The organism is Virgibacillus subterraneus (assembly GCF_900110695.1).
Classification (GTDB): domain Bacteria; phylum Bacillota; class Bacilli; order Bacillales; family Amphibacillaceae; genus Lentibacillus; species Lentibacillus subterraneus.
The window spans coordinates 1-21,489 of record NZ_FOEH01000001.1; the positions used below are offsets into that span (position 1 = coordinate 1).

Consider the following 21,489-nt stretch of genomic DNA (forward strand, 5'->3'; position numbering starts at 1 on the left):
TTTCTTCTTCGTTTTCTTCTTCGTTTTCTGCTTGTTCCTGTTTGGCATCTAGATCATTGCCCAGGTACTCTTTCATAATGTATTTGAATAGTTCGAATTTATCTTCGTGTGGTATATCCTCTATTTTTTCGTAGTCATACAGAAGCATTTCAAGACCAACTACGACCTTTTCTGCTTCCAAGAAGGAATCATCCTCCAACATGCTTGAAAAACTTAATATGTTGTCGAACGTCATATCTACATGCAAGACATAGCGCCCGTATCTAAATTTATCTTCAAATTCCTGCGTTAGAAACATAGGCTATCTCTTTTTCTTTTTCGTATATTTCGCTTTCTTCTTCTCGAATCGTTCTTGCTCTTTTTCATTGATGTAATCAATAACCTGGAATAAAACATCAACTGTATCGGATATAGAGTTATTTGTTTTGGGATAAATTTTGTCAAAAGCACCATCGCCTAGAACATTATCCATAGCAGACTTAGTTATATCTTTCATTTCGTCCAGTGCCTTAGCCATTTCATCCTCAGTCATATCATCGCTCATGTTTTGCAGTTTTTCAGATTCTTTTTGAAGCTTGTAACCTTCCATGACATACGCTTTACGCTTGTTATCGCTTAGATCAATTTCGAATTTCTCTCCATCGATCTCAACTTCTTCAATCGCTTTATTAAGTCCGAATTGTTTCATGAGAACCCTCCTTATATAGAAAAAGAGCCGCTAAAAGCGACTCTATGTTGTGGTTACACTAACTGTGTCGGATTGCTCTGACTCAGTACCGTATTTATCAATTGTTGCTGTGACATAGAATTCATAAGTTGTAGCAGTAGTTAAACCAGTAACGTTGTAGTTATTAGTAGTTACCGTATCAACTACGACACCATCTTGATATACGTTATAACCGTCAGCTTGCTCAACACTATCCCACGCCAAATCAACACTTGTTGAGGTAACGTTAGATGAGGTTAAGTTGACGGGCGCCTTAGGGAGTAGGTGCTGTATAGGTTGGTTTACCTGCGAAATGAATTTCGAATGATATAGCGCCTTTTTCTCCTGCAGCTCCACCAGGGCCGACGATATTAACAATCGTACAAGCTCCTTCAAACATCGAACCATCAGGTAGCGTTAAACGGAAATCAGTACGTCTTGCTGGTCCTAGTTCCATTTGCAAGCCATAAATAAAGTCTTGTGCTGCATCACCATAAAAGCGATGACCGCTTACAGATACTATGAGCTGCGCTCCGGTAACATCTGTTTCTCCGAATCCGTCACCGTCAAAATAATTATCTTGTTGAGTTTCTTCGTTTGGGTCTGGTTCCATATCAGTAATACCTTTTGCTAAAAGTGACCATGTTTGCGAGTCTGTTCCGGTTGCGCTAGGTGTTGTGTTGATTTCTAGCTTGTTTTTTGATTGTAGCAAAAATGACATTATCCATTACCTCCTTGAATGTATAATTCTGCTTCGAACATTGCTGTCCAAAGCACACCGTAACTTGTTTTCTGAACAAAATTAGGTGTAGTCGTACAGTGAAAAGAAACTAAAACAAAAGAGCCATCACTTGATAGGATCGCCCTTGAATTCAAGTTATCTAGTTTTCCTGTTAATTCCTCAATCGTTTCATAAGCCACAAAATTATTTCTATTGTGCATCAACACTTGAAAGCTGAATGGATACACTTTTGATTTTTCCATGTATCGAGATTCGATGTTGGAAGGTGCTGGACGTATTGCCAGCGAGTCACCATCTTCTCTATATAGTCCGATTTCAGCAACAGAAGGTGTGAATGATAACCCCTCTATGTGCTCTTTGAGCCTACTTAAAAAGTCCATTGCACACCTCCTATAGTTTTCTTTTGGTAGCTTTGTTTGCTTGCTCTAACCATTCTTCTAGGTTTTCAGCCTTTGCAGCTTCCCACCATAAACCTTGCGCATTTGGATTCATGTCTGTTGAGAAGTCATATTGCGGGTTATAGTAAAGCTTTCTAGCGTATTTCGTTTGCCATATAAGCTCACCTTCGCCAATTTTAGAATGCGTTACCCCACTCTCTTCTAGATAACCTTCATCCTTAGGAATGTAGTAATTACTATCTTTAAGCGCTGCTTCATCTAGTGCGAATTGCCCTGCTCCTACAGCTTTTTTTGCTCGACCAGCAGGATTGTTAAGCTTTATATTTACACTGAACATTTAAGCCAGCTCCAATTCATAATGATGTGGTACATCTCCGAATGCATAAAAAGGTTTAGCATCAATAATCTCATATGATCGCCCTTCAAATGTAATACGTGACTGAACTTTAAACGGCGGGTATATGGAAGAATGTTGTTTATCAACAACTACCACATGGCTAACGCTGACACCCTCTGAATTACTTGAGCGGTTCAACCTACTAACTGGCTCTACTCGTACATTTTTAATGGTCAGTGAAGGATTGTAACCACCATCCCAACCATCAGAGCCTGCATATTCCTCGTATTCAACTTCATGAATTAGTAAACTTCGCGGTATTGGTTTAACACCCATTAGCAACACCTATCCCAGAGTAAAGTAAGCCTGTTGGGGTAAGGAAATCAACAGCATCAGAGCTTATTTTGCTGTTATTGTTTTTACTTTCCTTTTCAGTGTAGTTAAACGAGCCAATACTCACGCTCGACAGTTTACCAGCGTTAACTGCATCATAACCGCCATTTAATGCATAGTGTTCGACTTGAGCGCATACTGCCTTTTTAACTTGGTCCTGCAAGAATGTTGCTAGTTGCGTAAATTCATAGTTTGCTATTGTGTAGCTTGTCAGCTGATCAATAACCTCACTTGATCGTTGTGCTAATCGGTTAAATTCAGCCACGTCTTCTACTGGTGTTCCTTTGTAAGTATCATCATAATAAGCTTTGTCGATATAAGGCATAAGTTAAGCACCCCCTATTTAGAGGATGCTTTCTTATTTTCTTTCTTCACTCTATTTTTTTCTTTAGCCGCTTCTTCCTCTGCCTTAGCTTTATCTTCGGCTTCTTGCTGTGCTTTGGCTTCTGCTTCTTCAATTTCTCTTTGTTCTGCTTCTTTCTGAGCCGCTTCTTCAGCTGCTTTCTTTTCAGCAGAATCATCAACCTCATAACCCTTTTGTTTAAACCAGTCAATCAACCATTTATCATCTGTTTCTGCTTCCCCGTTCGCAAAAGGAAGGGAAGCGCTAACCCCGTTATATTTAGGGTTAGGGCTTTTAATTTTAGCCATTCAGAAAAACTCCCTTCTAGAAATTAAATTTAATTACCGTACTTTAATATTGCGAAGTACGCCTGCTTTACGTGTAGCTTTAAGCGCAATACCTGCGACCATTTCTACTTCACCGAATTTAACCGCTCCAGGAGTGTTAAAGTCTGGCAAGAAGTTACGGATAACGCTGTTTCCTGTTGGTGAAATACCGTGGAAACCATCCATACCAAAACCGACAGCGTAGAGGTCGGTCAATCCAGTTTCAGCAGTAGCATTTACTGTACGATCTTCAATCGGTACAGTCGGAACCGTAGCAGCGCCATCATAAAAGTATCCTAGGTCAACTAATGGGATATTGTCATAACCATCAACAGTACGACCGAATGCATCTTCAGCGCTTGTCCTGTATCCAGCACGACGAGCAAGTGATTTAATCTTAGTGATTAGCTTGCTGTTACCCATCAATGCACTAGGGCGACCATCAAGCTCAGCTAGGAAACTATCTAACACATCAAGAAATGCGAACTTATTAGAATCTAGTCCTGATTCAGTTGATAGGTCAGTGACAGTATCCGTGTTAATTTCTGTGCTAGAACCTGCTAGTGCCTTGTCTAGACCGTCAAATGCATTTGTATTTACAGCAGAATCACCATTGATTACTGTGTAATGGAACAAGTTAGCAGCTCCAACGATCTTTTGCTGCAGTTGGAAATTCGCTTCATTGATTTGACCCGAAGTTTCTTGAATTACGCGATCAATGTCATATGACCCACCGAAGATTTTTAGTTTCGTATAAATATCTTCGCGATCAGCGACGTTTGGTGAGTACTCGCTATTAATCGCACGGAAATCGGCAGTTGAAGGTGTTAACAAACGTTGGTACCCATAAGTCAACGTACTTCCTCCGGTACCTGGTGACACCGCGTTATCGAATTCAAGTGCATCTAAAAGTAAGGAAGCACGACGGAATTCGTCTACTACCATTTGATCTACTTTGTCGGCCATACCGACCTTTGCTTGTGCTAATGTAATTGGCATTCAAAATCATCTCCTAATAATTATTATTTTGTAAATTTTTGTGCTAGTGCATCTGCTAAATTAGCAGGTTCATCTCCTGAGCCTTTTGTGTGTTGCCCAGTCGTGAAGTTAGGTTTTGGTGGTTCGTTTGGATTTTCTTCTTCTTCAAACATATAAGGATCACTTTCCTTAATGTTGTTCAGTTGCTCTTCCAAACCTACTAATTTATCATCCTTCAGTTTGATAGTGTCTTTATCCAACAATGCTTGAACTGCTTTCGGATTCTTAACTTTAGCAGCAGATAAAGAATCTTTTAGAGCATGGTCAAAAGCTTGATCATTGAGTTTCTGTTCATATTCGTTTTTAGCTGTTTCGTTCTGTTGTTTAAGCTCGTCAATCTTTGATGTTAGTTCTTCGTTGCCTTTAGCCTTCTCACTAAGTTGATTGATTTGTTCGTCACGTTGTCCGACTTGTTGCTTATAATCATTCTTTTCTTGATTAACTGCATCGAACTTCTCTTTAGGAATATAAGACCCATCAGATACGACAGCTATCTTCTTATCACCGACTTTCTCAGTTACTTGTTGATGAAGTTCTTCTCCTAGCAATTCTTTTAAATCCATTTATACTCGCTCCTTATTAGTTGTTTTTAGTCATAACCCTCTGACCATAGGAATGCGCTTAGTTATACCCCAAGCCTTTAAAAAGGGCATAATAAATAAGCCTTTTATTGACAATGCTTAGGTCAAATAATAAACATAGAAAATAATCCTATAAAAATTAATCCGATACCAATCGTTATCCCTACAATCAATCCCGCATAATCTTCTTTTCCGAAAATGGCATCAGTAGTCCTTTTAACTTCATCATCACTGATTTTTAACAACGCGTCACTCCTTTCAACGCTACATTGCCCGTAGCTGGCAGATATGGACCACTTCCTTTCTATTCAAAAGTCAGTTTGTTATCTTTTAATACCTGATAAAGAACATTACTAACACGGTTAATAACATCTTCATCTTGTTCATTAAAGCCAGCTTCATGGAAACAAGCATGTAATAACTCATGAACAAATGATTGTTCTTTTTTCGTAGGTACCATGCTATTAAGTACTTCTATCCTTGAATCAGAATAACTGCAAGAACCTGCATAATTAGTGCTGCCATCGATAATAACGGTTTCAACTTCTGAGACATCGTACTCAACTCCTGCAACATTAATTTTATTCGGTATCAATACATCACCTCACCCAAAGTAAGTTGGTTTATCCTTCTTCTCCAATTCATGCACCTTTTTAGCCAGTGTAAAGAAATTATGATGTAGCCCTTTAATTTCTTCTTTCAACCCGTTTATTTCGCTTTCTAATTCTTTTTTAGTCGGCATTAATGCACCTTCTCTCTAGAATAACGTCTTGTCCTTCCAGTACTCTTAATAAACTGCCTTTGATTAGCCTGACGGTCTAACATCTTTCTATGTGCAATTTCAGCGCCCTCAGTGTCACCCATTTCTTTCAACATACTTTCTTCACGTTTGGCATAGCGAATGCGTCTTTCAAGATAGCGCTGTTTCTGACTGTTCTCATATTGCCTATCGTTAACCTCTGGATCTCTTGGCTTATAACGCTGCTTGGAAATACCCTCGATAAACGGATAAAATATATGGCCACAGTTAACACCTCTTATACCTGCCAGTTGACCGTAACTTGTTTCGCTTAATGGAGGATAATTCTCACTGTTGCCACTTCTTGAATAAATACGTCCTTGAAATGGAGCACATAACGGTCTAGCTCCTGCATGTGAACTGATTTCCACTAAATCAGCGCCGAATTCATCCATCCTGGTATCTTGCATGGAATTAGCAACATCATTACTGATTGTTCTAGTAACCATGCTCACATATCCCTCAGCACTCCATCTTTTACCTGCTTTATCAACCAATGCAGGAACACCAATTTCAGCCCATTCGCCAGTTGTTTGCCTTAATGCCTCTCTTGCTGTAGATGCGCCGGACAATACTTGGCCAGTGGTGCGATTCACGATGTTTAAATAAGCCTGTTGTGATTGGTCTAGCATAGTCGTGTTGATCATATTGAATTTATTAAGAGCCTGTGCTTCGTAAGCTCCTAATATCCCTGCTAGTGCAGTACTCTCATTAATTGGTGGTGCTTCATTAAGTTTCCCTGCCTCGACACCTTCCTGCAGCACATCTTCATTATCGATTAATGAGCCATAACCAGCTTTATTTAATGCTTTCTTTATTTCCTCAGATGTTTTACCTGATTGACTTGATAAGAAGCGAATGTTTTCATCAGATAAAGCACCCAATTCATTCAATGCCTTTGTCTGCCACGCTTCGATATCATCATCAATTAACAAAGAATCATATTTTGATAGTCTCTTGGCAATGTTGAGAAGCATTTGTTCTTCAATGCCTAAATAAACATCTACAGTAGGCTGTGATAGCTTTTGTAGTTCACGTTTGTCCATTAGTTACCGCCACCGTTATTGTTGCCAGTACCAAAGAAGTCCACTGATTCAGCATTAGCAGTCGCATTTTCCTCATTAATCTCTTTAATAAGTTCCAGAGCTTCATCATCGCCTAATCCGTGGATATTCATGATAGCGCGTTTTCTAGATTGCAGCTTATTAGTGATTAATTGAATCTGCCTCGATTGTTCAGCTGCATTATCTTCAACAATGGAATCATCAAATGTGACTGTAACCTCGTAATCAGCAGGAGCTTTATACAAGCCATATAATTGAGCAACAGCAACAATCGACTCAATAACTTCCTGCAATCCTGCTTCAATAATCGTTTCATGTGATTTCTTACTCTTAAAGGTCTTGCTATTCTCGGAAACTACCTCAGTAGCTGTTTTGACGGATTGCCCATCAAATGAGAATGTTCCAGCGCTGAATCCTGTTTGCATAGCGAATAAATTTAATAAAGCGTTTATTCCTGCAATGTGTTCGTCAACTCTTAATTCAACCGATATATCTTTTATATTCTCTTCATCTTCTCGATACTTAAACGCTTCGTAAGTCTCATCACTCGCATCAAAATAACGATGCATCTGACCTGTTTCGTTATCAACTACTGTTTTAACCATTTGAGCAGGAACGATTATACGCTTTTTGCCTAGTCTGAACTCACGATGAAAACTATCGAATGCTGTATCTATGGCTTTCATGGTGTCCATAGCGTTAGCGTAGATGGATATTCCTAATGGTGATTGTGTATCTACGTTATTGGCAGTGTTCGGCTTGATATAGCTAAATATAGGCTTCGACAATGCAGTAATACGAACTTCTTCTTCTAAGCCAGGGAAGAAATTCTCTAATGCTACTTTCACACCTAAATCATCGCCACCGCTAGACTCATATACTTCATTCTTAATAAGATAAGTACTGCCCTCCCATACGTGCCATTCCAGATGTGTGTACTTCTTATTGTTTTTCTTGAATTCACTAGGGAAAACAGCTTCTGTTATCGTGTCATTGTTCCAAGCTAATGGTATAAAACAATCAGCAGTAACAAATGACAACATCATCTTATCGTCTTTTACGTATGGCTTAACGACTGCTCCACCCATCGCAAAATTATATTCTAAGTGATCCTGGTATTTCTTATAGAACTTATTCTTCTTAAACACATCATCGATAAACTCTGATAATGACTCATCACTAATACTTATTTCACATTTTTCATTGAATACGAGACTAGCCATTTCAGCAGATACCGTCTTAGCCATCATCAGCGTGTCCATCTTACGTTCTTTCTGACCTTCTATTGTATGGTATTTAATTTTATGAAATGGTTCGTGATAGCCTTTATATAAGTCCTTCCAGATGTCGATATTGTTATATAATTCCTCATTCATCGATATATCTTTATGATCTGATATCTTCTCAATGGATTTAATAATTCCCAATTTAGCAAGACCTCCCTTCAGCGCATTCATTATTTTTCTCCACAATGGTTATCACCGCCTTAATAGTCTCCGTAATTTAGTACAATGGTTTGTGATTGTGAAATATCTACTTCTTTTAGTGTGAATTCACTGTCATTTATTCCGTAATCAGTTTTTAACTTTTCTTGAAGCATATAAAAAGCCTGTTGCTCATTTTCAGCAATAACTACTGAAGCCGAGCCAACAGGCCACCAACCTTCGTGATCATTACAAACGAATACTTTCACCTTTACACCACCTTATATGACATAATTCCTATAAAAATAATTTGTACTATAGCGCCATTCATCCATAGCGTGATTGTATTCATCAGTCGGATTGCCATTGTCATCCCTTACATACATTCCAACCTCTTTCACGAAATGGTAATGATCATATTCGTTGTTATCCACCAAGCAGAATTGCTCATTAGTCAGTGTGTTTTGCGTACGCTCGATACCAACCTCAATACCGCCACCTTTTTTCTTAGCATCAACAGCGTTATTGTCAGCCGGACTTGTATCGATTCCGATAAGGTGTAATTCTTCTCGTAATGATTTACAAGCAGGGTCTACAAAGAACTCAGTGAAGCGCATTTCGTATTTATCCGTACACCACTTAACAAATTGCTTTATTTCCTTAGCATAGGTACTCATGGCTTTTGTTTGCCCTGTATCAGTTCCGCTATGATAATAATGGGCTGTTCGATTTAATCTGAATTTATCGCCATACCTGGTTACAATATTGCAGCTGCATGAAGTTGCATCACTCTGACCACCGTCTGCCACGAAATACATTTCATACCGTTTGCCTAGCAATGTGTTTTCGGTATGTTTTTCATTGTTGAACATCGAATAAATAACACCTTCAGGCATAACTCTTTTTCCGTACCAGTCACGATCTAACAGGTAAGGGCTGTTTTTTAATGTTTCATAGATCTCTTTCTTTCGTTCATCTGTAATGATTGGATTATCTTGTATCGTCCAGTGTGTCCAGCGAGTGTTTTGAACGTCGAACACTTCTTTGATTACTGGATGATTAGGGGAAGGCGGGTTTAAGTCTGCTAAGTAATAACGATCTTGTGCAGCGAACGTCCTTCTAAAACATTCCTGAATCATGGTCATATGCAGTAGATTAATCTCACAAAATACAACACTACCTAAACTCATACCTGTAATAGCGCCGACACTGTTCGATTTAGAACCACCTTTGTAATAAACACGTTTAACCCCGTTTGGTGTTTGTATCTGTAAGTGATCACCGTGTTCATCGTGCTTTATTTCGCATAGGTTGCCAAATATATGCATTAATCCGGTACCGTCACCATCAATGAATAGTCGGAATGCTTGCTCTTGGTTGTAAGCAACAATTAAATGATTGGAGTCTTTTGAATTTGTTAGATAGTCAGCATAACGAAAATGAGCAGCTGTTGTTTTCCCGCTTCTTGGCGTTCCTTCGAATACATCAAGTGTGTAATCATAAGGGCGATAAATACAGTTTAATTGCTTCTCTGAGAACTCAATCTTTGCTTTGCTCATAGGCTTTCCGTCCTTCGATTAATGTATCAAGCAATCCGGTGTCTTTCTTCTCGCCTTTGATTAGTTTGGTGCGTTCTTGGATAAATTCAATCTCTGCTTTCGTCTTATCTGATTGCAACTGATCTTTAGCAGCTTGCGGTAATACATCAAAGTATTTCGTTAGCATTTCTAGCGCCTTCATTTTGTCAGCTAGTTTAATAGAAACGCCATCTTTACCTTGTTTAGCTTCAGTAATAATTGTTCCATCAACTGTGCTTGATTCATTGAAATCAACATAATTAACTTCTTGCATAATTGGTTTCTTTTTATCATCAAATAGCGGGCCAAAAGGACCCATCACTTGAATCTCTTTTTTGCCAAACACCATGTAGTCAGTAATGTCGGCAAAGGCAATAGCAGCATATTTCTTTAGTATGTCTGTAGCATCAAGGAATAATGAATCTGTGGCACTCGCTTTCAATTCTCGAATATATTCGCCAACCTTAACATTGCTTAACAATCTGCTCCCTTGAACATGGGCCGTATCTGCTGAATATCCGGCTTTAATTGCTGACTGTGTGGCGTTAAATGTTTTAAGATAATACATACAAAAAAGCCTTTGCTTATCAGTGAGATTATCACTTGGCAAAGACTCTTTTTCCGATTGTTTCTTTGTAGTTGCATCTTTCTTGTTTGGGGTTGCAACCTTTTTCGATTTAGTTGCATCTTTTTTAGTTGCACCCCTTGACCATTTTTCACGACTCTTTCTACTTTTAAGAGTGCCTAGTTTCAATTCATGTTTAGCAGCTAGATCCTTCAGCGTTATCTTTGATGTTTCCCACTCTTTACGAATATCATCCCAGTTCATTACATCTGCACCTACCCCCTACTACATAATCTTTATAGTGCTTATTCATATAGAACTTACGTTCTTTAAATACAATTACTTACTTGATTAGTGCTCTTACTAGATTTTACACACAATGCTTTTCAGTTGGCAATTTCTGAGAAAAGTGTGCATTTTGTGCAATTCTGTTCACAATCGACTCTTTAATGTTGTAAATATGCCTTCTAGATAAACCCATGTGCTTACTGATTGCACTCATACTTAAACCATCTAACATACATTCTAAAACAGCCTTTTCACGTTCATTCGTAATCAACGGAACTCTTTTTTGAATAAACAAAACTTTTTTCTCAAGCTTATTAATCCATGTATATTTTTTATCTCGACGAACAACTTCTTGCGCTACTGGATCACTCGTTTCACCTTGCGCTTTTGGCATTGTTGATTCAATACCTGATTGAGCTACCACGCTTGTCCCTGCATCATCTAATAATTCACGTTGCCTTTTAATTTCGTTAATCATCCAGCTATAATCTCTGAGTGCGTTTTCTATCTGTTGGTTGTTCATCCTTCCACCCCACGTTAAAAAGATTTTGAACATATTCACTGCGCTTGATTGGTTGCTGTACGCCTGTACGTTTATTTTTTCGATACGAATTAACTACCCACTGCATTCTGTATTTCATAACCACACTCCACTAGCAAAGAACAAAGCCAATGCAATAGCGCATAAGAATGCAAAATTCTCCTGCCTTTTCTGCTCCTTCTCAACGATTACTTTCTGAATTGTTATAAGTACGATTAGCAATAAAATTAACTGAAATGCTATAACCATTCCGACCCCTCCTATTTGGTTGCCAAATCATTGAAATTTGGGTAAATAAGTTGCCAAGAGTAATTGCCTTAATGCAACAAATAAAAAGGGCACAAACTAAGCGTAATCGCTCAATCTGTGCCCTGGTTGTTCCAGTAGCTTATTTAGTTAAATTACACCGATATGTTTTTCTAATGGTAATCCATTTTTAATATGCCAATTCTCACAATCTAATTTTGTTATACATCCACTTTGTAAATGCATTTGCCAAACTCCATTATTTTCACCATCTGCATAATAATATGGGTAAGGTTGATAACCTAAATTCATAGCCGCTTTCACACTTTCTTCTTTTATCAGTGTGATAGGAGGATCAGCATGTCCCTTCCATTTCCCATAAGCGTTTTCCCATTCCACTATTTGTCCTGCTTTACCATGACCACAGCAACAACCTAATGTTATAACGCTTTCTTCATTCAGCATTTTGATTTCCTCTGAAATACAAGCATCAACCATTACCGTTGAGTTAAATTGTTCGTTGTTTATAATTAGAACTTTTTTATATACGCCGTATAGGCAAATAGTTATCACCTCTATTTTTAGTTCGTCTGTTCAGATACGCTAAATACGACTTCTTACATGCTCTACTACAAAAATTTCCTTTTATTATAGGTTTTGCACATTCTCTGCACTTTGCCATTTTTTTGCTCCTTTATTCCTAATCAGATAAATCATTCATACTTTGAGCGCAATCCTCACAAATCCAACTTTCATCGTCATTTCGCAGGGTTGCTGTACGTTCCTTACAAACTGCGCAAGACTCCATTTGTTTCACTCCTTCTCTTTTCACTTCACCGTATAACTAACCTTCTCAGCATGTATTTTCCCATCCTGCCAAGTCACAATATGCTCGCCATATCCACTATCAGGCTTAGGAATCTTTTTCAGTTCACCCTGCTTGATCACCAGCACTGCATCTTCATCCAATTTAACTTCTGCTGTATCACCCATAACCTAGCCCCCTATGCCTTTTCTTTTAGAAATTCTCTGAAGCATGATTCACATAGATTTCCATCAACATGCTGTGCTTTGTCCCCACACTCAACACATTTACTCACCCTCAACACTCCTTTTCTTCTTCACGTATTCAATCCGAAACAAGACTATTGAAGCTATATATAAAACTGCTGCTATTGTGAGTAGTGCTGTTATGATTGTCATTGATCAAACTCTCCTATATCTCTGCCATAAGTTCCTTTGATATCATCCCTTGTCATTTCCCAACAACCCTTACACATCTTTGCTCTTGAAGTCATATCAGCGACAATAGGTGTGTGGTTCACTTTTTCTGCTATTTCATCACAGTAAGAACAAGTTATTATCTTGTCGACCTCTGCTTTGGTTAGTGAACCTATACCGTTACAATACGGACAAACATCATCCTCAATATTTTCGCTATGTCCGATAAATCCACCGCCATGACATGGTGGGCACATATGCATGTTTTTAAAGTCCATGTTAACCCTCCTAAAAATCATTTCAAGCACTCTCACAGATTAATTTATCTTGTTGTGTATATTTAATCATTTATGTATATATCAATCTGTGAGCCTATTAATTTTTAATGATTTGCTATATTTCCTAAAGTATCTAACTCAAATACTTCTATTTCTGCTCGTTCATCTTCTTTTTTGCATTTAACTTTCCGCAGCTCCATAAATTGAATTTGGCGGTCATCCTTATAAGCTATTTTATTAAGCGAATCCGTGAGCGACTTAGCATAGTTATCAATGTCACCCTGATTGCCACCAGCTAGATAAACCTTTATATTTACACCTACAGGCTCGTTGGTTGGTTCTCCTTGCATGTGCGACCTTGCAACCCAACCGACTTGCTTTTTATATGCTAGATATCGTTGTGCGCTTTTACTAACGTATTTGCTTTTCTGTGTCATTCGTACAGCTGGCACCGGACGACCTGGTATGGTTAACTCAATCATTTTCCTCACCAATCAATAACGCTTCCCTGCATTTTGCGTTGATATGCGTACGTTCCAGAGTAAACAGACTCACATCTTCAATATCCCTGCCATCACTCGTATGTGTAACACCTAGCTTGTAAAGATTGTTCTTTAAATCAGCTATACGATCATTCACTGCTCGCTGTCGTTGTTTTTCGGTTATGTCGTTCATTAGTATCCTGCCTCCTGACGTTCATGATTGATTTTGTTTTTGTCTAGATATGCTTGTTCGATTTGTTCTGTGGTGAATCCGAGTTCTTTACCTAATGCGATAAAACAAAGAACTAAATCCTCATAAGACTCTGCAGATATCTCGTTTTCAAACTGTGAAGTAAAGTAAAATACATTGATAAATTGTATTGTTATGTTTTTATCTTTGAACGTTACGCCCAATTCAATAGATTGCTTGTATAACGATTCATAATTGATATTGTCGAAGCCTTTCTCCAATCCAATACTTAATATAAAATGCAGGCAATCCACGTATTCTTCTAGGAGTGGGTTACCTGGACCTAATCCATCACCTCCACATGAAGAGCACCCATTTCCGTAAAAGGGATAATTACCATCACCACCACATTTAGAACAATTATCAGTTATTCTAGGATCCTGGTTTATACTCCAAAACTTAAACCCACGCCATTCATTTGCCAGCTCACCTAACTCAACCTGTAAAGCAAGAATCTTTTTATCTAGCAAGTCTTGTCCTTGCAATCCGTGTTCCTCTTCAATTCGTGCATCTAATTGCTTTTGTATTGGAAATAATTTTGATAGATTCATTGTTTTCCTCCTAATCGTCTACGAAACAGCCACAGCCGCCAACGTCGAACATATCAATTTGTTGTGGTTCAGTTTCGTACTCTTTACGTAATTGTTTAAGTGTTAATGTTTCCTTTTGCCCGTTCTTTGTCCTAGTCAGTATTGAAACATCGTCACGATCTAAGAACTTCAACATTTCTTGTTCTTTTTCTTCATGGTATTTATAACGTTCCGGCATTTCCTTTAGTAGATTAATAAAGTGTCCTTGCCCTGCTCTTACGCAGAAACCACCGCAATTATTGTGACTGAATCCCTTATCGTAAAGTCTTGGAATATTGATTCCCCTGCTTTCTAATTCTTTGATATTGTCAATCTTATTCACAAATGGTTCTTCACACATCGGAAACTCTACTGTATATGGATGCCAGTTCTTAATAGGTGACTTTCTGCGATGTTCTTCTGTCCAGTCGATACCTAGATACAAAATACATTCTCCTGGTTTATAATTGGCTTCAATCCATTCCCTAGACTTATCTTGTTTGAGTATGTGACTACATTTCGCTATCCTAGAATTGCCTAAGAATCTTGTATCTTTAAACACCTGCCATACGTCACGACCATCTGCTAATCTAGTTATCTCGGTTCCAAAGTCTTTTTCTGTATCATCCAAGAATCTATACAAATCTTCATCCTCCATCATGGTGTCCGTGAACAAGAGGATTACATTTTCTTTACCGTGTCTTTCAATTACTCTTTTAGCTGTTGCCCAGCTACCTAATCCACCGCTATAAAATATAATGTGCTTCACTCAAAACCACTTCTCCCCAGCACACTCAACATCAACTTCAAGTGCTCTTTCTAACTGCTCCTGCTCTTCTTTGGTCATATGTTCACTTCCTTTTCCCTTCAGGCTCATGCACATAGCGTTTTCCACTAACCTCAATCACTGTCGGTATATCCTTCTTCACTTTCTTGATGGTCACGACTGGACGATACCTTTCATTTTTGGTGAAGGTCCTCATTTGCTGTCACCATCTAGGGCTTTACGTGCTATTTCGCCTTTGTCATACTTTATTGGCTCGTGTCGTGCAAAAGCTGAACCCATCGAAATATTAACGCCTAGTTGGTATGTTTTGTTTGCAGCATAAAATTCTAATGCCTTCTTATACCGTTCATTTTCGGATTCGAGTTTTTCAACACGATTATATAGTTCAGAAACAATATTTGATTTATCCTCTAAAGAAAGTAGTTGGAATCTAATATAATCTTTTAATTCTTCTTCGGTTTTCATAGCATCTAACCGTTCACTCATCCCTATCCCTCCCTTTCAATAATTTCTCACCAGTACTAAATGCCTTTTCAATATCATCAATCTTCCCGTCAATCCAAGCTTCGTAAAGTCTAAAGAACACTTCATGCTGATTCCGTTTCACTATTTTTGTGATATACATCAAACTTTTTCCTTGATGCCAGAGTGACGATATTTCTTGCAGTTGCCACTCCGGAAATCCAAAATCAATGTCTTTGCTGTCGAACAGTACCTTGCTCTTTTCTTGTGGCAAAATAGGTTTCGAGCCTGTTAGTGTGTTCATGAATCCCCACCAGCTTTACGAGAATACTTTTTCAGCAGCTGTTCGGTGTCTTCCCATTCTTCGGGATCAACTTCTTGTTTTGGTGTGTTGTTTTTCTGTTTTCGTTCTTTAAACCAATCTGGAACAACTTCATTTGATTTGTTTTGGTAGTTTGGCTTTTTAGCTGCTTGTTGATTTTGGAACTCAACTTCTTCTGCCTTTGCTTGTTCTATAGTTTTGATACCTTTATTTGACCAAGACTGAATAATGCTTTTTGCGTATCCCCAGCTAGGCTTATTTCTATCCAGCGACCTTCTCATTGCTTCAATAACCATTTCGTCACCAAGATCTTCAATCCAGTAAAGCATTTCTTCAGAGATATATGGTTTTATCAATCCGAAGTTGTTTTGATAAAAAACAATGGCATCAGTTGAAGAAGTTGCAGGCTCTCTTTCTTCTTCTACTTCTCCTTCTCTTTCTTGTTCTCTTTCTACTTCTCTTTCTCTTTCTTCTTCTACTTCTCCCCCCAGGTCTATGGAAGGTCTATCTGTACTGTATTGATACGGTATCGAACCCTTGTCATGACCGCTTTTTTCATTTTTTTGCTGTATATCGTCTGCATAGGGTATTGATAGGTTATCGATACGGTATCCGTACTCTAAACATTTATCGATGAACAACTTAATGAAGTGTTTATTTTTAACTTGCTTTAGTTCTTTATTGATAAGTGATACAACTTTTGGTGAGCTTATCCAGTTGAATTTAATCCAATTAACTAGCATTATTTCTCTTGTCGGTTCGTGATAGATTATTTTGCCGTACTCTGTAAACCTATTTATCAATTTATCAACCGTTTCTCGGTTATATCCTGTTTCTGTTTCCATGATTCTTTTCGGAAGCTCGTATATACCGCATTGCGTTGTTTTGCTGTTAGTCATTAAATATAAATAGAAATACTTTTCTTCAGGTGTTAATTCTAAAACAAAACCATCTTGCCAAAACTCGATGTGTACTTGCCGGTATTTAGCCATTACTTCACCCCCAATCCTTCACGCTATATAAACAACTTTTCCGGTAAACTCCTGAATCTCTTTCTTAAATAACACTTCATCACTGTTACTATCTGATAAGTGCAGCAAGTGAATCTCCTGCACCTTGCTTAGATCGTTAGCTTTCAAAAACTCCTTCACGTTTTCTAAGCTGAAATGACTTCTTATTAATCGTTTCTTCATACCTTTATGAACTCGTCCAGATGCAATGTTTTCATTCAGAATGTCTATTGAATAGTTACACTCCAGAAGTAAATGCGTTAGGCCAGTGAACTTATATTTGATATAGAATGTATCCGTTGCAAATAACAACTTCTCACCCATACTATTCACTAATAAATAGCCTGTCGGCTCATTCACGTCGTGTTCTACATCAAAAGGCATAATCAACCAGGTGCCAATCTTAAATGACTTGTGTGCTTCTATAGGATTTATTCTGTGGTGTTCAATATCTAGTGCTTCTTTTGTGCCGGCACTCATATACGTGTCAATCCCTGCTTTTAAAACATCCTTCAGACCTTTTGTGTGATCACCATGCTCATGTGTGACTAAACACCCTGCTAAATCACTTGTGTTGAAATTCAATGCCCTTCTTATATCCTTGAATGCTATTCCTGCTTCAAGTAGCAAGGGAGTGCTACCGTCTGTTATGCGGTAGCAGTTTCCCTTTGAACTAGAAGCTAGTGTGTTAATCTCAATCATCAGAATCCCCTGCTTGATTCTTGGCTTTCTTGTTGCTCCATATCGTTCATAACATCATCAACATTCGTTTGTTCTGGATCCGGTTCTTCTTTTGGACCTTCCTTTTGTTCCGAGTTATCCTTTGCTTCAGGTTCTGAATCGTTGTATTCAATATCAATTACTTCTGAATTAGCATTTTCGCTGATTTCTTCCTGCGCTTTAGCTTCCTCAACTGATTCATCCTGCCTATTGAAGTGATCTAACATTAAGCTGCTATCGTTACTTGAGTTTAAGAACTTCTTACAAGCACGATTGATAACCGTTTTCTTAGCCATTTCCTGCTTGAATTCATCATGGGTACTTCCTTCCTTCTCCTTCTTAGCACCCTTAGACCAAAACTGTGCTTTACTCCAAGCTTGTCTAATCTCTTCAATGGTCATGATTTCGTGATATACGTTATCATCACTAAACACGATAGTTGCATATGCGCCTTGCATTTTTTCCTTATCGATATTGACGAACTTCTGCTTATGCGTAAGGTTAACAATGCGCCCGTTGTTCATTTCGTAGTCAACATCATCACCTTCATAAATAACAGCTGCATCAATTGTTCTTGCTCCACTTACTTGCTTAGTTACGGCCATAGTTCCAAAATAGGACCGTTGGAAAGTTAATGTCTGACCGTAAACAATGAAGTAACCTTGTTTCTTGTTAGGATTCAACCCTTGAACAACCATGTCCAGTAGAGCATTAGCGACAGAATCTCTTGTACAAACTTCTAAAGCTGGCTTTCTGTTTTTATCCTGAACACTTTGCAACGTTAACCACGCGCTTTTCATTGCGTTCTCAGGTGAATAGTTAGCAGGGAATCGAAGCTCACCCTGCTCTTGAAATTGTTTTACCTTCTCAGCTACCACGTCGACTGTATCTTTTTTGATCATTGCTAGTTCGTTTTTACTCATTTGTTATTCCTCCCATGTTTTTAATCGCAATAACTTCTATTGCAGTGTGGACAACCTGTCACTAATGAATTTCCTGCTTTCTCAACTGTTATTCCTGTTTCAAATGTCGATTGCTCTTGGGGTATAGGCTTTTTCACCCCGTTTTCTATTTTCCAATGATATGGTTCGTAGACATTCCTTCTACAATTCCAGCAAACGCCACTCTTAGGCGCGAAGTGAGGAGCGCTATTGTCCTCACAGTATTTAGATTGAGCTTGCATACTTGCTGATATATTAAACTCACCCACTTAAACTAACTCCATTTCTTTTGCATTCTCGATTCTCAGTTCTTTATCAGCCTCAGATACTACTAAGCTAATAACTTGTGAATCTATATCAATCAACCTCGTAACTGATTCAGCGTTATCAACGAATATTGGAGCTTGTACACCGTAATGCTGTGACAGTGTATTGATGATATCTAAGCCGACATTGATTCTTGCAGCGTTGTTTAGTCCGGCGTTGTAAGGAACACCGTCAAGAGTCGTAGTACATATTTCTTCAAGACCACCGTTGATATTCGTTTTGAATAGGTTGAATCGAGCATCTTTAAACTTGCTATTAATCTTCTCTTCCAACATGTTTACCTTTGTTCGAATGAATTCTTCTGTTAGATGTAACTCTTCTTCCAGCTGTTCAAATTCTGCAGCAAGTTCTTTTTCCTGCTTTTCAAGTTCAGCAATTCGTGTCTTAGACTGTTCAGATTGTGAGACTTTGCTTAAATCAATATTCACTTCGTTCTGCTTCTCATTTAATTCAGTAATTTCTTGTTTAACTTCCTGGACTGATTTCTCAACAGATTGTTTCAGTTCTTCGATTTGTTGTTCTAGTGCTTGTCTATCCTGCATAAGCTTTTGGTAAGAGGCGTTATCCTCTATTGGTTTAACATTGCTTTGTGACTCAGTTAACTTAGCTTCAAGCTTTGCAACCTGCTCTTGCTTTTCAGTTACTTGTTTTTCAAGCTTGCCTATATCTTCAGCTACCGTTTGGTTTTCTGTGCCAGTAGCTTTTATTTTGTCGTTTGTCTCGACACCTTTTGCTTTAATGTGTTCAAGCATTTCAGCCTTATTTACATTGAAAGTCTTAATAATTTCTTCACGTTGTTCTTCTGGAAGGTCTTGACCGCATGAAGGGCAAGAACAGTTCTCTTCATGATTGAATGCTTCGCTGTCCTTCTCGTCATATCGCTTACGTAAATCAGCACGACGATCAATTAAGTCATCGATATAGTCTTTGTTCATGCTGTGCTGTTGCTTCTTGCTGTTTATCTTTGATTGCAATACAGTGATATTCGATTGTTCTTCCTGAAGCTTCGTTCTTAATTTGTAAACTTCATCTTGACCATTCTGAGCATGTTCATTTTTTATATTGGCAATTTGTAAATCAATATCGCTTATTTGTTGTTTAAGCTTGTTGACCTCACTACCACCGCGTATATCGTTCACCTGCTCTTGTTTCGATTCAATCTGATCGTTTAATTCTGTTAATTGCTTTTCGATAGATGATTTGTTTAATCCATTTACATCAGGTAAGCCACGATATATTTCATCAACCCGCACTGGAATCTTTTCTAGCTCCTGGTTGATTTCTTTGCGTTTAGCAGCAATAACTTTCTTATGGTCCTCGATATTTCTGCCACTTAAAATATCTGTAAGTTTGCTTAGATCCTTATTTGAATTGATTACTTCCTCGTCTGATACATCTCCAGCAATTTCTAGTAGCAAGTCACGACGTTTCTTCCAGCGCAGTTGTTCGTTAAAATAACTTGGGCTTGTTAGCAGTTTGAATATGTCCTCGTCTACAATGGATGCAACTTGATCAGTGAACCCTTTTTTATTACTAGGAACACCATCAATATAGTGATCTGTAGTATGACCGGAAAATTCGCTTGTTATGGATCCGCGTTTCTTGGTCCATTTCTCGCTGAATACCTTTTTGAGTGTCAGCTGCTTATCATCAACTACTATTGTTGCTTCTACTTCATGGTTTAACTTAGGAATTGGCTTGCCGTTCTCTAACGTTTTAATACCGAAATCCTTTTGATTGTTTGAATCCTTATCGAACAGCAACCAAATAAAAGCGTCTGCGATGGTTGTTTTTCCAGTAGCGTTGTCTCCATGAATGCTCACATTGCCTTCTGCATTTAATTCAAATTCCTTAATGCCTTTAAAGTTCGTTAACACTAAATTCAACAGTTTAATTTGTTTCAAGAAAAACCCTCCTATTGTTTAATTACGGGGATTGTTATATAATTGAATTACGATATTTGTTAAGCAATCCCTGACCCATTTATGTGGGTCTTTTTTTGTGCAATCATGTTGAAGTATTCTTTTGTCTTTAATCGTGCTGTGTACGTAAACCCAGCTAATTCAAATGTAATAACTGTGTAGTCGTCCTCTACTTCAAATAAGCAAGCATCTAGATTCATGTCGTTATCGTGGTAAAGGCTCTTCAATGTATCTGCTGTGATGGATAATTCAGAACACCACATGGCTGTAATCCCTTGCTTTTCAGCTTCAACCGCATTCCTTGAATGTTTTAAAAGCTCGTCTACTTCCATGCTCAACCCTCCTTTCGTAATGACTTCAACAGCAGGTGACTAACGCGCTGTTAGGGCTAATCAACCCTTTAGGAAGCAAGAACAGCAGTAATCGAGGGGGATGATGTTCCTGCTCTCACTTCCTAAAGGAAGGACTAGCTTGTCCTTGCCTTTTGTGCTAAAATGAATGTAATTCAATTTGTCATTCGGCTCACTGTTGTCGCAGTGGGTTATTTTTTTGGTTTAATTTCTCCATTTGAATACTCCTTGTTTCGAGATATGGTCGGACTGCGCACTACAATTCATCAATAACAACATTCATAACTATTTGTCCGCAGTCCTCACATTCATAGACTGATTTATCTTCGTAATACTGTGTGTCAACATCTTTTGAGTTGCACTTATTACATATAATCGTGAATCCTTCTTTCATAGTTTCTTCCTCCCTACTCACATTTTTGTTCTACTGTGGCAAAGCTGACCAGTATAGATATAGTAGTGAAACTATCAAACAAACGT

Annotated in this window: 36 protein-coding genes; all 36 read right to left on the reverse strand. The window is 38.2% G+C overall.

Annotated features, from left to right (window positions below; all coding sequences use genetic code 11):
• Window positions 1–298, reverse strand: a 298-nt coding sequence (locus tag BMY13_RS00005; RefSeq protein WP_217649046.1) for a Gp15 family bacteriophage protein, incomplete at its 3' end; no start/stop codon positions are given.
• A 3-nt stretch (window positions 299–301) separates the two neighbouring features.
• Window positions 302–688 carry a hypothetical protein gene (locus BMY13_RS00010; protein ID WP_092501511.1) on the reverse strand — a complete coding sequence of 129 codons (387 nt, stop codon included), beginning with the start codon at window positions 686–688 and terminating at the stop codon, window positions 302–304.
• A gap of 42 nt (window positions 689–730) precedes the next feature.
• Complete coding sequence (locus BMY13_RS19840) at window positions 731–1,063, reverse strand: fibronectin type III domain-containing protein (RefSeq protein WP_281243662.1); 333 nt, start codon at window positions 1,061–1,063, stop codon at window positions 731–733.
• Window positions 981–1,427 carry a phage tail tube protein gene (locus BMY13_RS00020; RefSeq protein ID WP_092501516.1) on the reverse strand — a complete coding sequence of 149 codons (447 nt, stop codon included), beginning with the start codon at window positions 1,425–1,427 and terminating at the stop codon, window positions 981–983. The genes BMY13_RS19840 and BMY13_RS00020 overlap by 83 nt, the downstream gene beginning before the upstream one ends.
• On the reverse strand, window positions 1,427–1,828 hold the full coding sequence (locus BMY13_RS00025; protein WP_092501518.1) for a phage tail terminator protein: 402 nt from the start codon (window positions 1,826–1,828) through the stop codon (window positions 1,427–1,429). Before BMY13_RS00025 ends, BMY13_RS00020 begins: the two co-directional genes overlap by 1 nt.
• 10 nt (window positions 1,829–1,838) lie before the next feature.
• A complete protein-coding gene (locus BMY13_RS00030; RefSeq protein WP_092501521.1) occupies window positions 1,839–2,183 on the reverse strand; it encodes a minor capsid protein in 345 nt (114 codons plus the stop codon).
• Window positions 2,184–2,519 carry a putative minor capsid protein gene (locus tag BMY13_RS00035; protein ID WP_092501523.1) on the reverse strand — a complete coding sequence of 112 codons (336 nt, stop codon included), beginning with the start codon at window positions 2,517–2,519 and terminating at the stop codon, window positions 2,184–2,186.
• The gene (locus BMY13_RS00040; protein ID WP_092501525.1) at window positions 2,509–2,901 is read right to left on the reverse strand and encodes a head-tail connector protein; all 393 of its coding nucleotides are present in this window, start codon (window positions 2,899–2,901) and stop codon (window positions 2,509–2,511) included. Before BMY13_RS00040 ends, BMY13_RS00035 begins: the two co-directional genes overlap by 11 nt.
• Before the next feature lie 14 nt (window positions 2,902–2,915).
• Window positions 2,916–3,227 (reverse strand): hypothetical protein, encoded by a 312-nt coding sequence (locus BMY13_RS00045; protein WP_092501527.1) that lies wholly within the window; start codon window positions 3,225–3,227, stop codon window positions 2,916–2,918.
• A gap of 33 nt (window positions 3,228–3,260) precedes the next feature.
• Window positions 3,261–4,244, reverse strand: a complete 984-nt coding sequence (locus tag BMY13_RS00050; protein WP_092501529.1) for a major capsid protein — start codon at window positions 4,242–4,244, stop codon at window positions 3,261–3,263.
• Window positions 4,245–4,267: 23 nt separating this feature from the next.
• On the reverse strand, window positions 4,268–4,846 hold the full coding sequence (locus tag BMY13_RS00055) for a phage scaffolding protein (RefSeq protein ID WP_092501531.1): 579 nt from the start codon (window positions 4,844–4,846) through the stop codon (window positions 4,268–4,270).
• A gap of 122 nt (window positions 4,847–4,968) precedes the next feature.
• Window positions 4,969–5,109, reverse strand: coding sequence for a hypothetical protein (locus BMY13_RS19325; RefSeq protein WP_175476667.1), 141 nt, complete (start codon window positions 5,107–5,109; stop codon window positions 4,969–4,971).
• Between the two features lie 59 nt (window positions 5,110–5,168).
• The gene (locus tag BMY13_RS00060) at window positions 5,169–5,459 is read right to left on the reverse strand and encodes a hypothetical protein (RefSeq protein WP_092501533.1); all 291 of its coding nucleotides are present in this window, start codon (window positions 5,457–5,459) and stop codon (window positions 5,169–5,171) included.
• 9 nt (window positions 5,460–5,468) lie between these two features.
• The gene (locus tag BMY13_RS19330) at window positions 5,469–5,606 is read right to left on the reverse strand and encodes a hypothetical protein (RefSeq protein WP_175476668.1); all 138 of its coding nucleotides are present in this window, start codon (window positions 5,604–5,606) and stop codon (window positions 5,469–5,471) included.
• The gene (locus BMY13_RS00065; protein WP_092501535.1) at window positions 5,606–6,709 is read right to left on the reverse strand and encodes a phage minor capsid protein; all 1,104 of its coding nucleotides are present in this window, start codon (window positions 6,707–6,709) and stop codon (window positions 5,606–5,608) included. The genes BMY13_RS19330 and BMY13_RS00065 overlap by 1 nt, the downstream gene beginning before the upstream one ends.
• Window positions 6,709–8,199, reverse strand: coding sequence for a phage portal protein (locus tag BMY13_RS00070; RefSeq protein WP_092501537.1), 1,491 nt, complete (start codon window positions 8,197–8,199; stop codon window positions 6,709–6,711). Before BMY13_RS00070 ends, BMY13_RS00065 begins: the two co-directional genes overlap by 1 nt.
• Window positions 8,200–8,213: 14 nt before the next feature.
• On the reverse strand, window positions 8,214–8,420 hold the full coding sequence (locus BMY13_RS00075; protein ID WP_092501539.1) for a hypothetical protein: 207 nt from the start codon (window positions 8,418–8,420) through the stop codon (window positions 8,214–8,216).
• 12 nt (window positions 8,421–8,432) lie between these two features.
• Complete coding sequence (locus tag BMY13_RS00080) at window positions 8,433–9,710, reverse strand: PBSX family phage terminase large subunit (protein ID WP_092501541.1); 1,278 nt, start codon at window positions 9,708–9,710, stop codon at window positions 8,433–8,435.
• Window positions 9,691–10,557 (reverse strand): terminase small subunit, encoded by an 867-nt coding sequence (locus tag BMY13_RS00085; protein WP_092501543.1) that lies wholly within the window; start codon window positions 10,555–10,557, stop codon window positions 9,691–9,693. The genes BMY13_RS00080 and BMY13_RS00085 overlap by 20 nt, the downstream gene beginning before the upstream one ends.
• Before the next feature lie 106 nt (window positions 10,558–10,663).
• Window positions 10,664–11,104: a helix-turn-helix transcriptional regulator gene (locus BMY13_RS00090; RefSeq protein WP_092501545.1), complete on the reverse strand. Its 441-nt coding sequence runs from the start codon at window positions 11,102–11,104 to the stop codon at window positions 10,664–10,666.
• A gap of 114 nt (window positions 11,105–11,218) precedes the next feature.
• Window positions 11,219–11,371 (reverse strand): hypothetical protein, encoded by a 153-nt coding sequence (locus BMY13_RS19335; protein ID WP_175476669.1) that lies wholly within the window; start codon window positions 11,369–11,371, stop codon window positions 11,219–11,221.
• A 147-nt stretch (window positions 11,372–11,518) separates the two neighbouring features.
• On the reverse strand, window positions 11,519–11,833 hold the full coding sequence (locus BMY13_RS00095) for a hypothetical protein (RefSeq protein WP_092501547.1): 315 nt from the start codon (window positions 11,831–11,833) through the stop codon (window positions 11,519–11,521).
• Window positions 11,834–12,196: 363 nt separating this feature from the next.
• Window positions 12,197–12,361, reverse strand: a complete 165-nt coding sequence (locus tag BMY13_RS00100; RefSeq protein WP_092501549.1) for a DUF3954 domain-containing protein — start codon at window positions 12,359–12,361, stop codon at window positions 12,197–12,199.
• A gap of 206 nt (window positions 12,362–12,567) precedes the next feature.
• On the reverse strand, window positions 12,568–12,867 hold the full coding sequence (locus BMY13_RS00105; RefSeq protein WP_092501551.1) for a hypothetical protein: 300 nt from the start codon (window positions 12,865–12,867) through the stop codon (window positions 12,568–12,570).
• 104 nt (window positions 12,868–12,971) lie between these two features.
• Window positions 12,972–13,349 (reverse strand): RusA family crossover junction endodeoxyribonuclease, encoded by a 378-nt coding sequence (locus BMY13_RS00110; RefSeq protein WP_092501553.1) that lies wholly within the window; start codon window positions 13,347–13,349, stop codon window positions 12,972–12,974.
• Window positions 13,342–13,542 carry a hypothetical protein gene (locus BMY13_RS00115; protein ID WP_092501555.1) on the reverse strand — a complete coding sequence of 67 codons (201 nt, stop codon included), beginning with the start codon at window positions 13,540–13,542 and terminating at the stop codon, window positions 13,342–13,344. Before BMY13_RS00115 ends, BMY13_RS00110 begins: the two co-directional genes overlap by 8 nt.
• Entirely contained in the window at window positions 13,542–14,150 is a 609-nt protein-coding gene (locus BMY13_RS00120; protein ID WP_092501557.1) for a dUTP diphosphatase, read from the reverse strand. Before BMY13_RS00120 ends, BMY13_RS00115 begins: the two co-directional genes overlap by 1 nt.
• Before the next feature lie 10 nt (window positions 14,151–14,160).
• Entirely contained in the window at window positions 14,161–14,937 is a 777-nt protein-coding gene (locus BMY13_RS00125; RefSeq protein ID WP_092501559.1) for an adenine nucleotide alpha hydrolase family protein, read from the reverse strand.
• A 210-nt stretch (window positions 14,938–15,147) separates the two neighbouring features.
• Window positions 15,148–15,441, reverse strand: coding sequence for a hypothetical protein (locus BMY13_RS00130; RefSeq protein WP_092501561.1), 294 nt, complete (start codon window positions 15,439–15,441; stop codon window positions 15,148–15,150).
• Entirely contained in the window at window positions 15,434–15,721 is a 288-nt protein-coding gene (locus BMY13_RS00135; RefSeq protein WP_092501563.1) for a hypothetical protein, read from the reverse strand. Before BMY13_RS00135 ends, BMY13_RS00130 begins: the two co-directional genes overlap by 8 nt.
• Window positions 15,718–16,731 (reverse strand): DnaD domain-containing protein, encoded by a 1,014-nt coding sequence (locus BMY13_RS00140; RefSeq protein ID WP_092501565.1) that lies wholly within the window; start codon window positions 16,729–16,731, stop codon window positions 15,718–15,720. The genes BMY13_RS00135 and BMY13_RS00140 overlap by 4 nt, the downstream gene beginning before the upstream one ends.
• An 18-nt stretch (window positions 16,732–16,749) precedes the next feature.
• A complete protein-coding gene (locus tag BMY13_RS00145; RefSeq protein WP_092501567.1) occupies window positions 16,750–17,451 on the reverse strand; it encodes an MBL fold metallo-hydrolase in 702 nt (233 codons plus the stop codon).
• Entirely contained in the window at window positions 17,451–18,392 is a 942-nt protein-coding gene (locus tag BMY13_RS00150; protein ID WP_092501569.1) for a recombinase RecT, read from the reverse strand. The genes BMY13_RS00145 and BMY13_RS00150 overlap by 1 nt, the downstream gene beginning before the upstream one ends.
• 287 nt (window positions 18,393–18,679) lie before the next feature.
• On the reverse strand, window positions 18,680–20,641 hold the full coding sequence (locus BMY13_RS00160) for an AAA family ATPase (protein WP_092501573.1): 1,962 nt from the start codon (window positions 20,639–20,641) through the stop codon (window positions 18,680–18,682).
• Window positions 20,642–20,700: 59 nt separating this feature from the next.
• On the reverse strand, window positions 20,701–20,991 hold the full coding sequence (locus BMY13_RS00165) for a hypothetical protein (RefSeq protein ID WP_092501575.1): 291 nt from the start codon (window positions 20,989–20,991) through the stop codon (window positions 20,701–20,703).
• A 274-nt stretch (window positions 20,992–21,265) separates the two neighbouring features.
• On the reverse strand, window positions 21,266–21,403 hold the full coding sequence (locus tag BMY13_RS19340; protein ID WP_175476670.1) for a hypothetical protein: 138 nt from the start codon (window positions 21,401–21,403) through the stop codon (window positions 21,266–21,268).
• Between the last annotated feature and the right edge of the window lie 86 nt (window positions 21,404–21,489).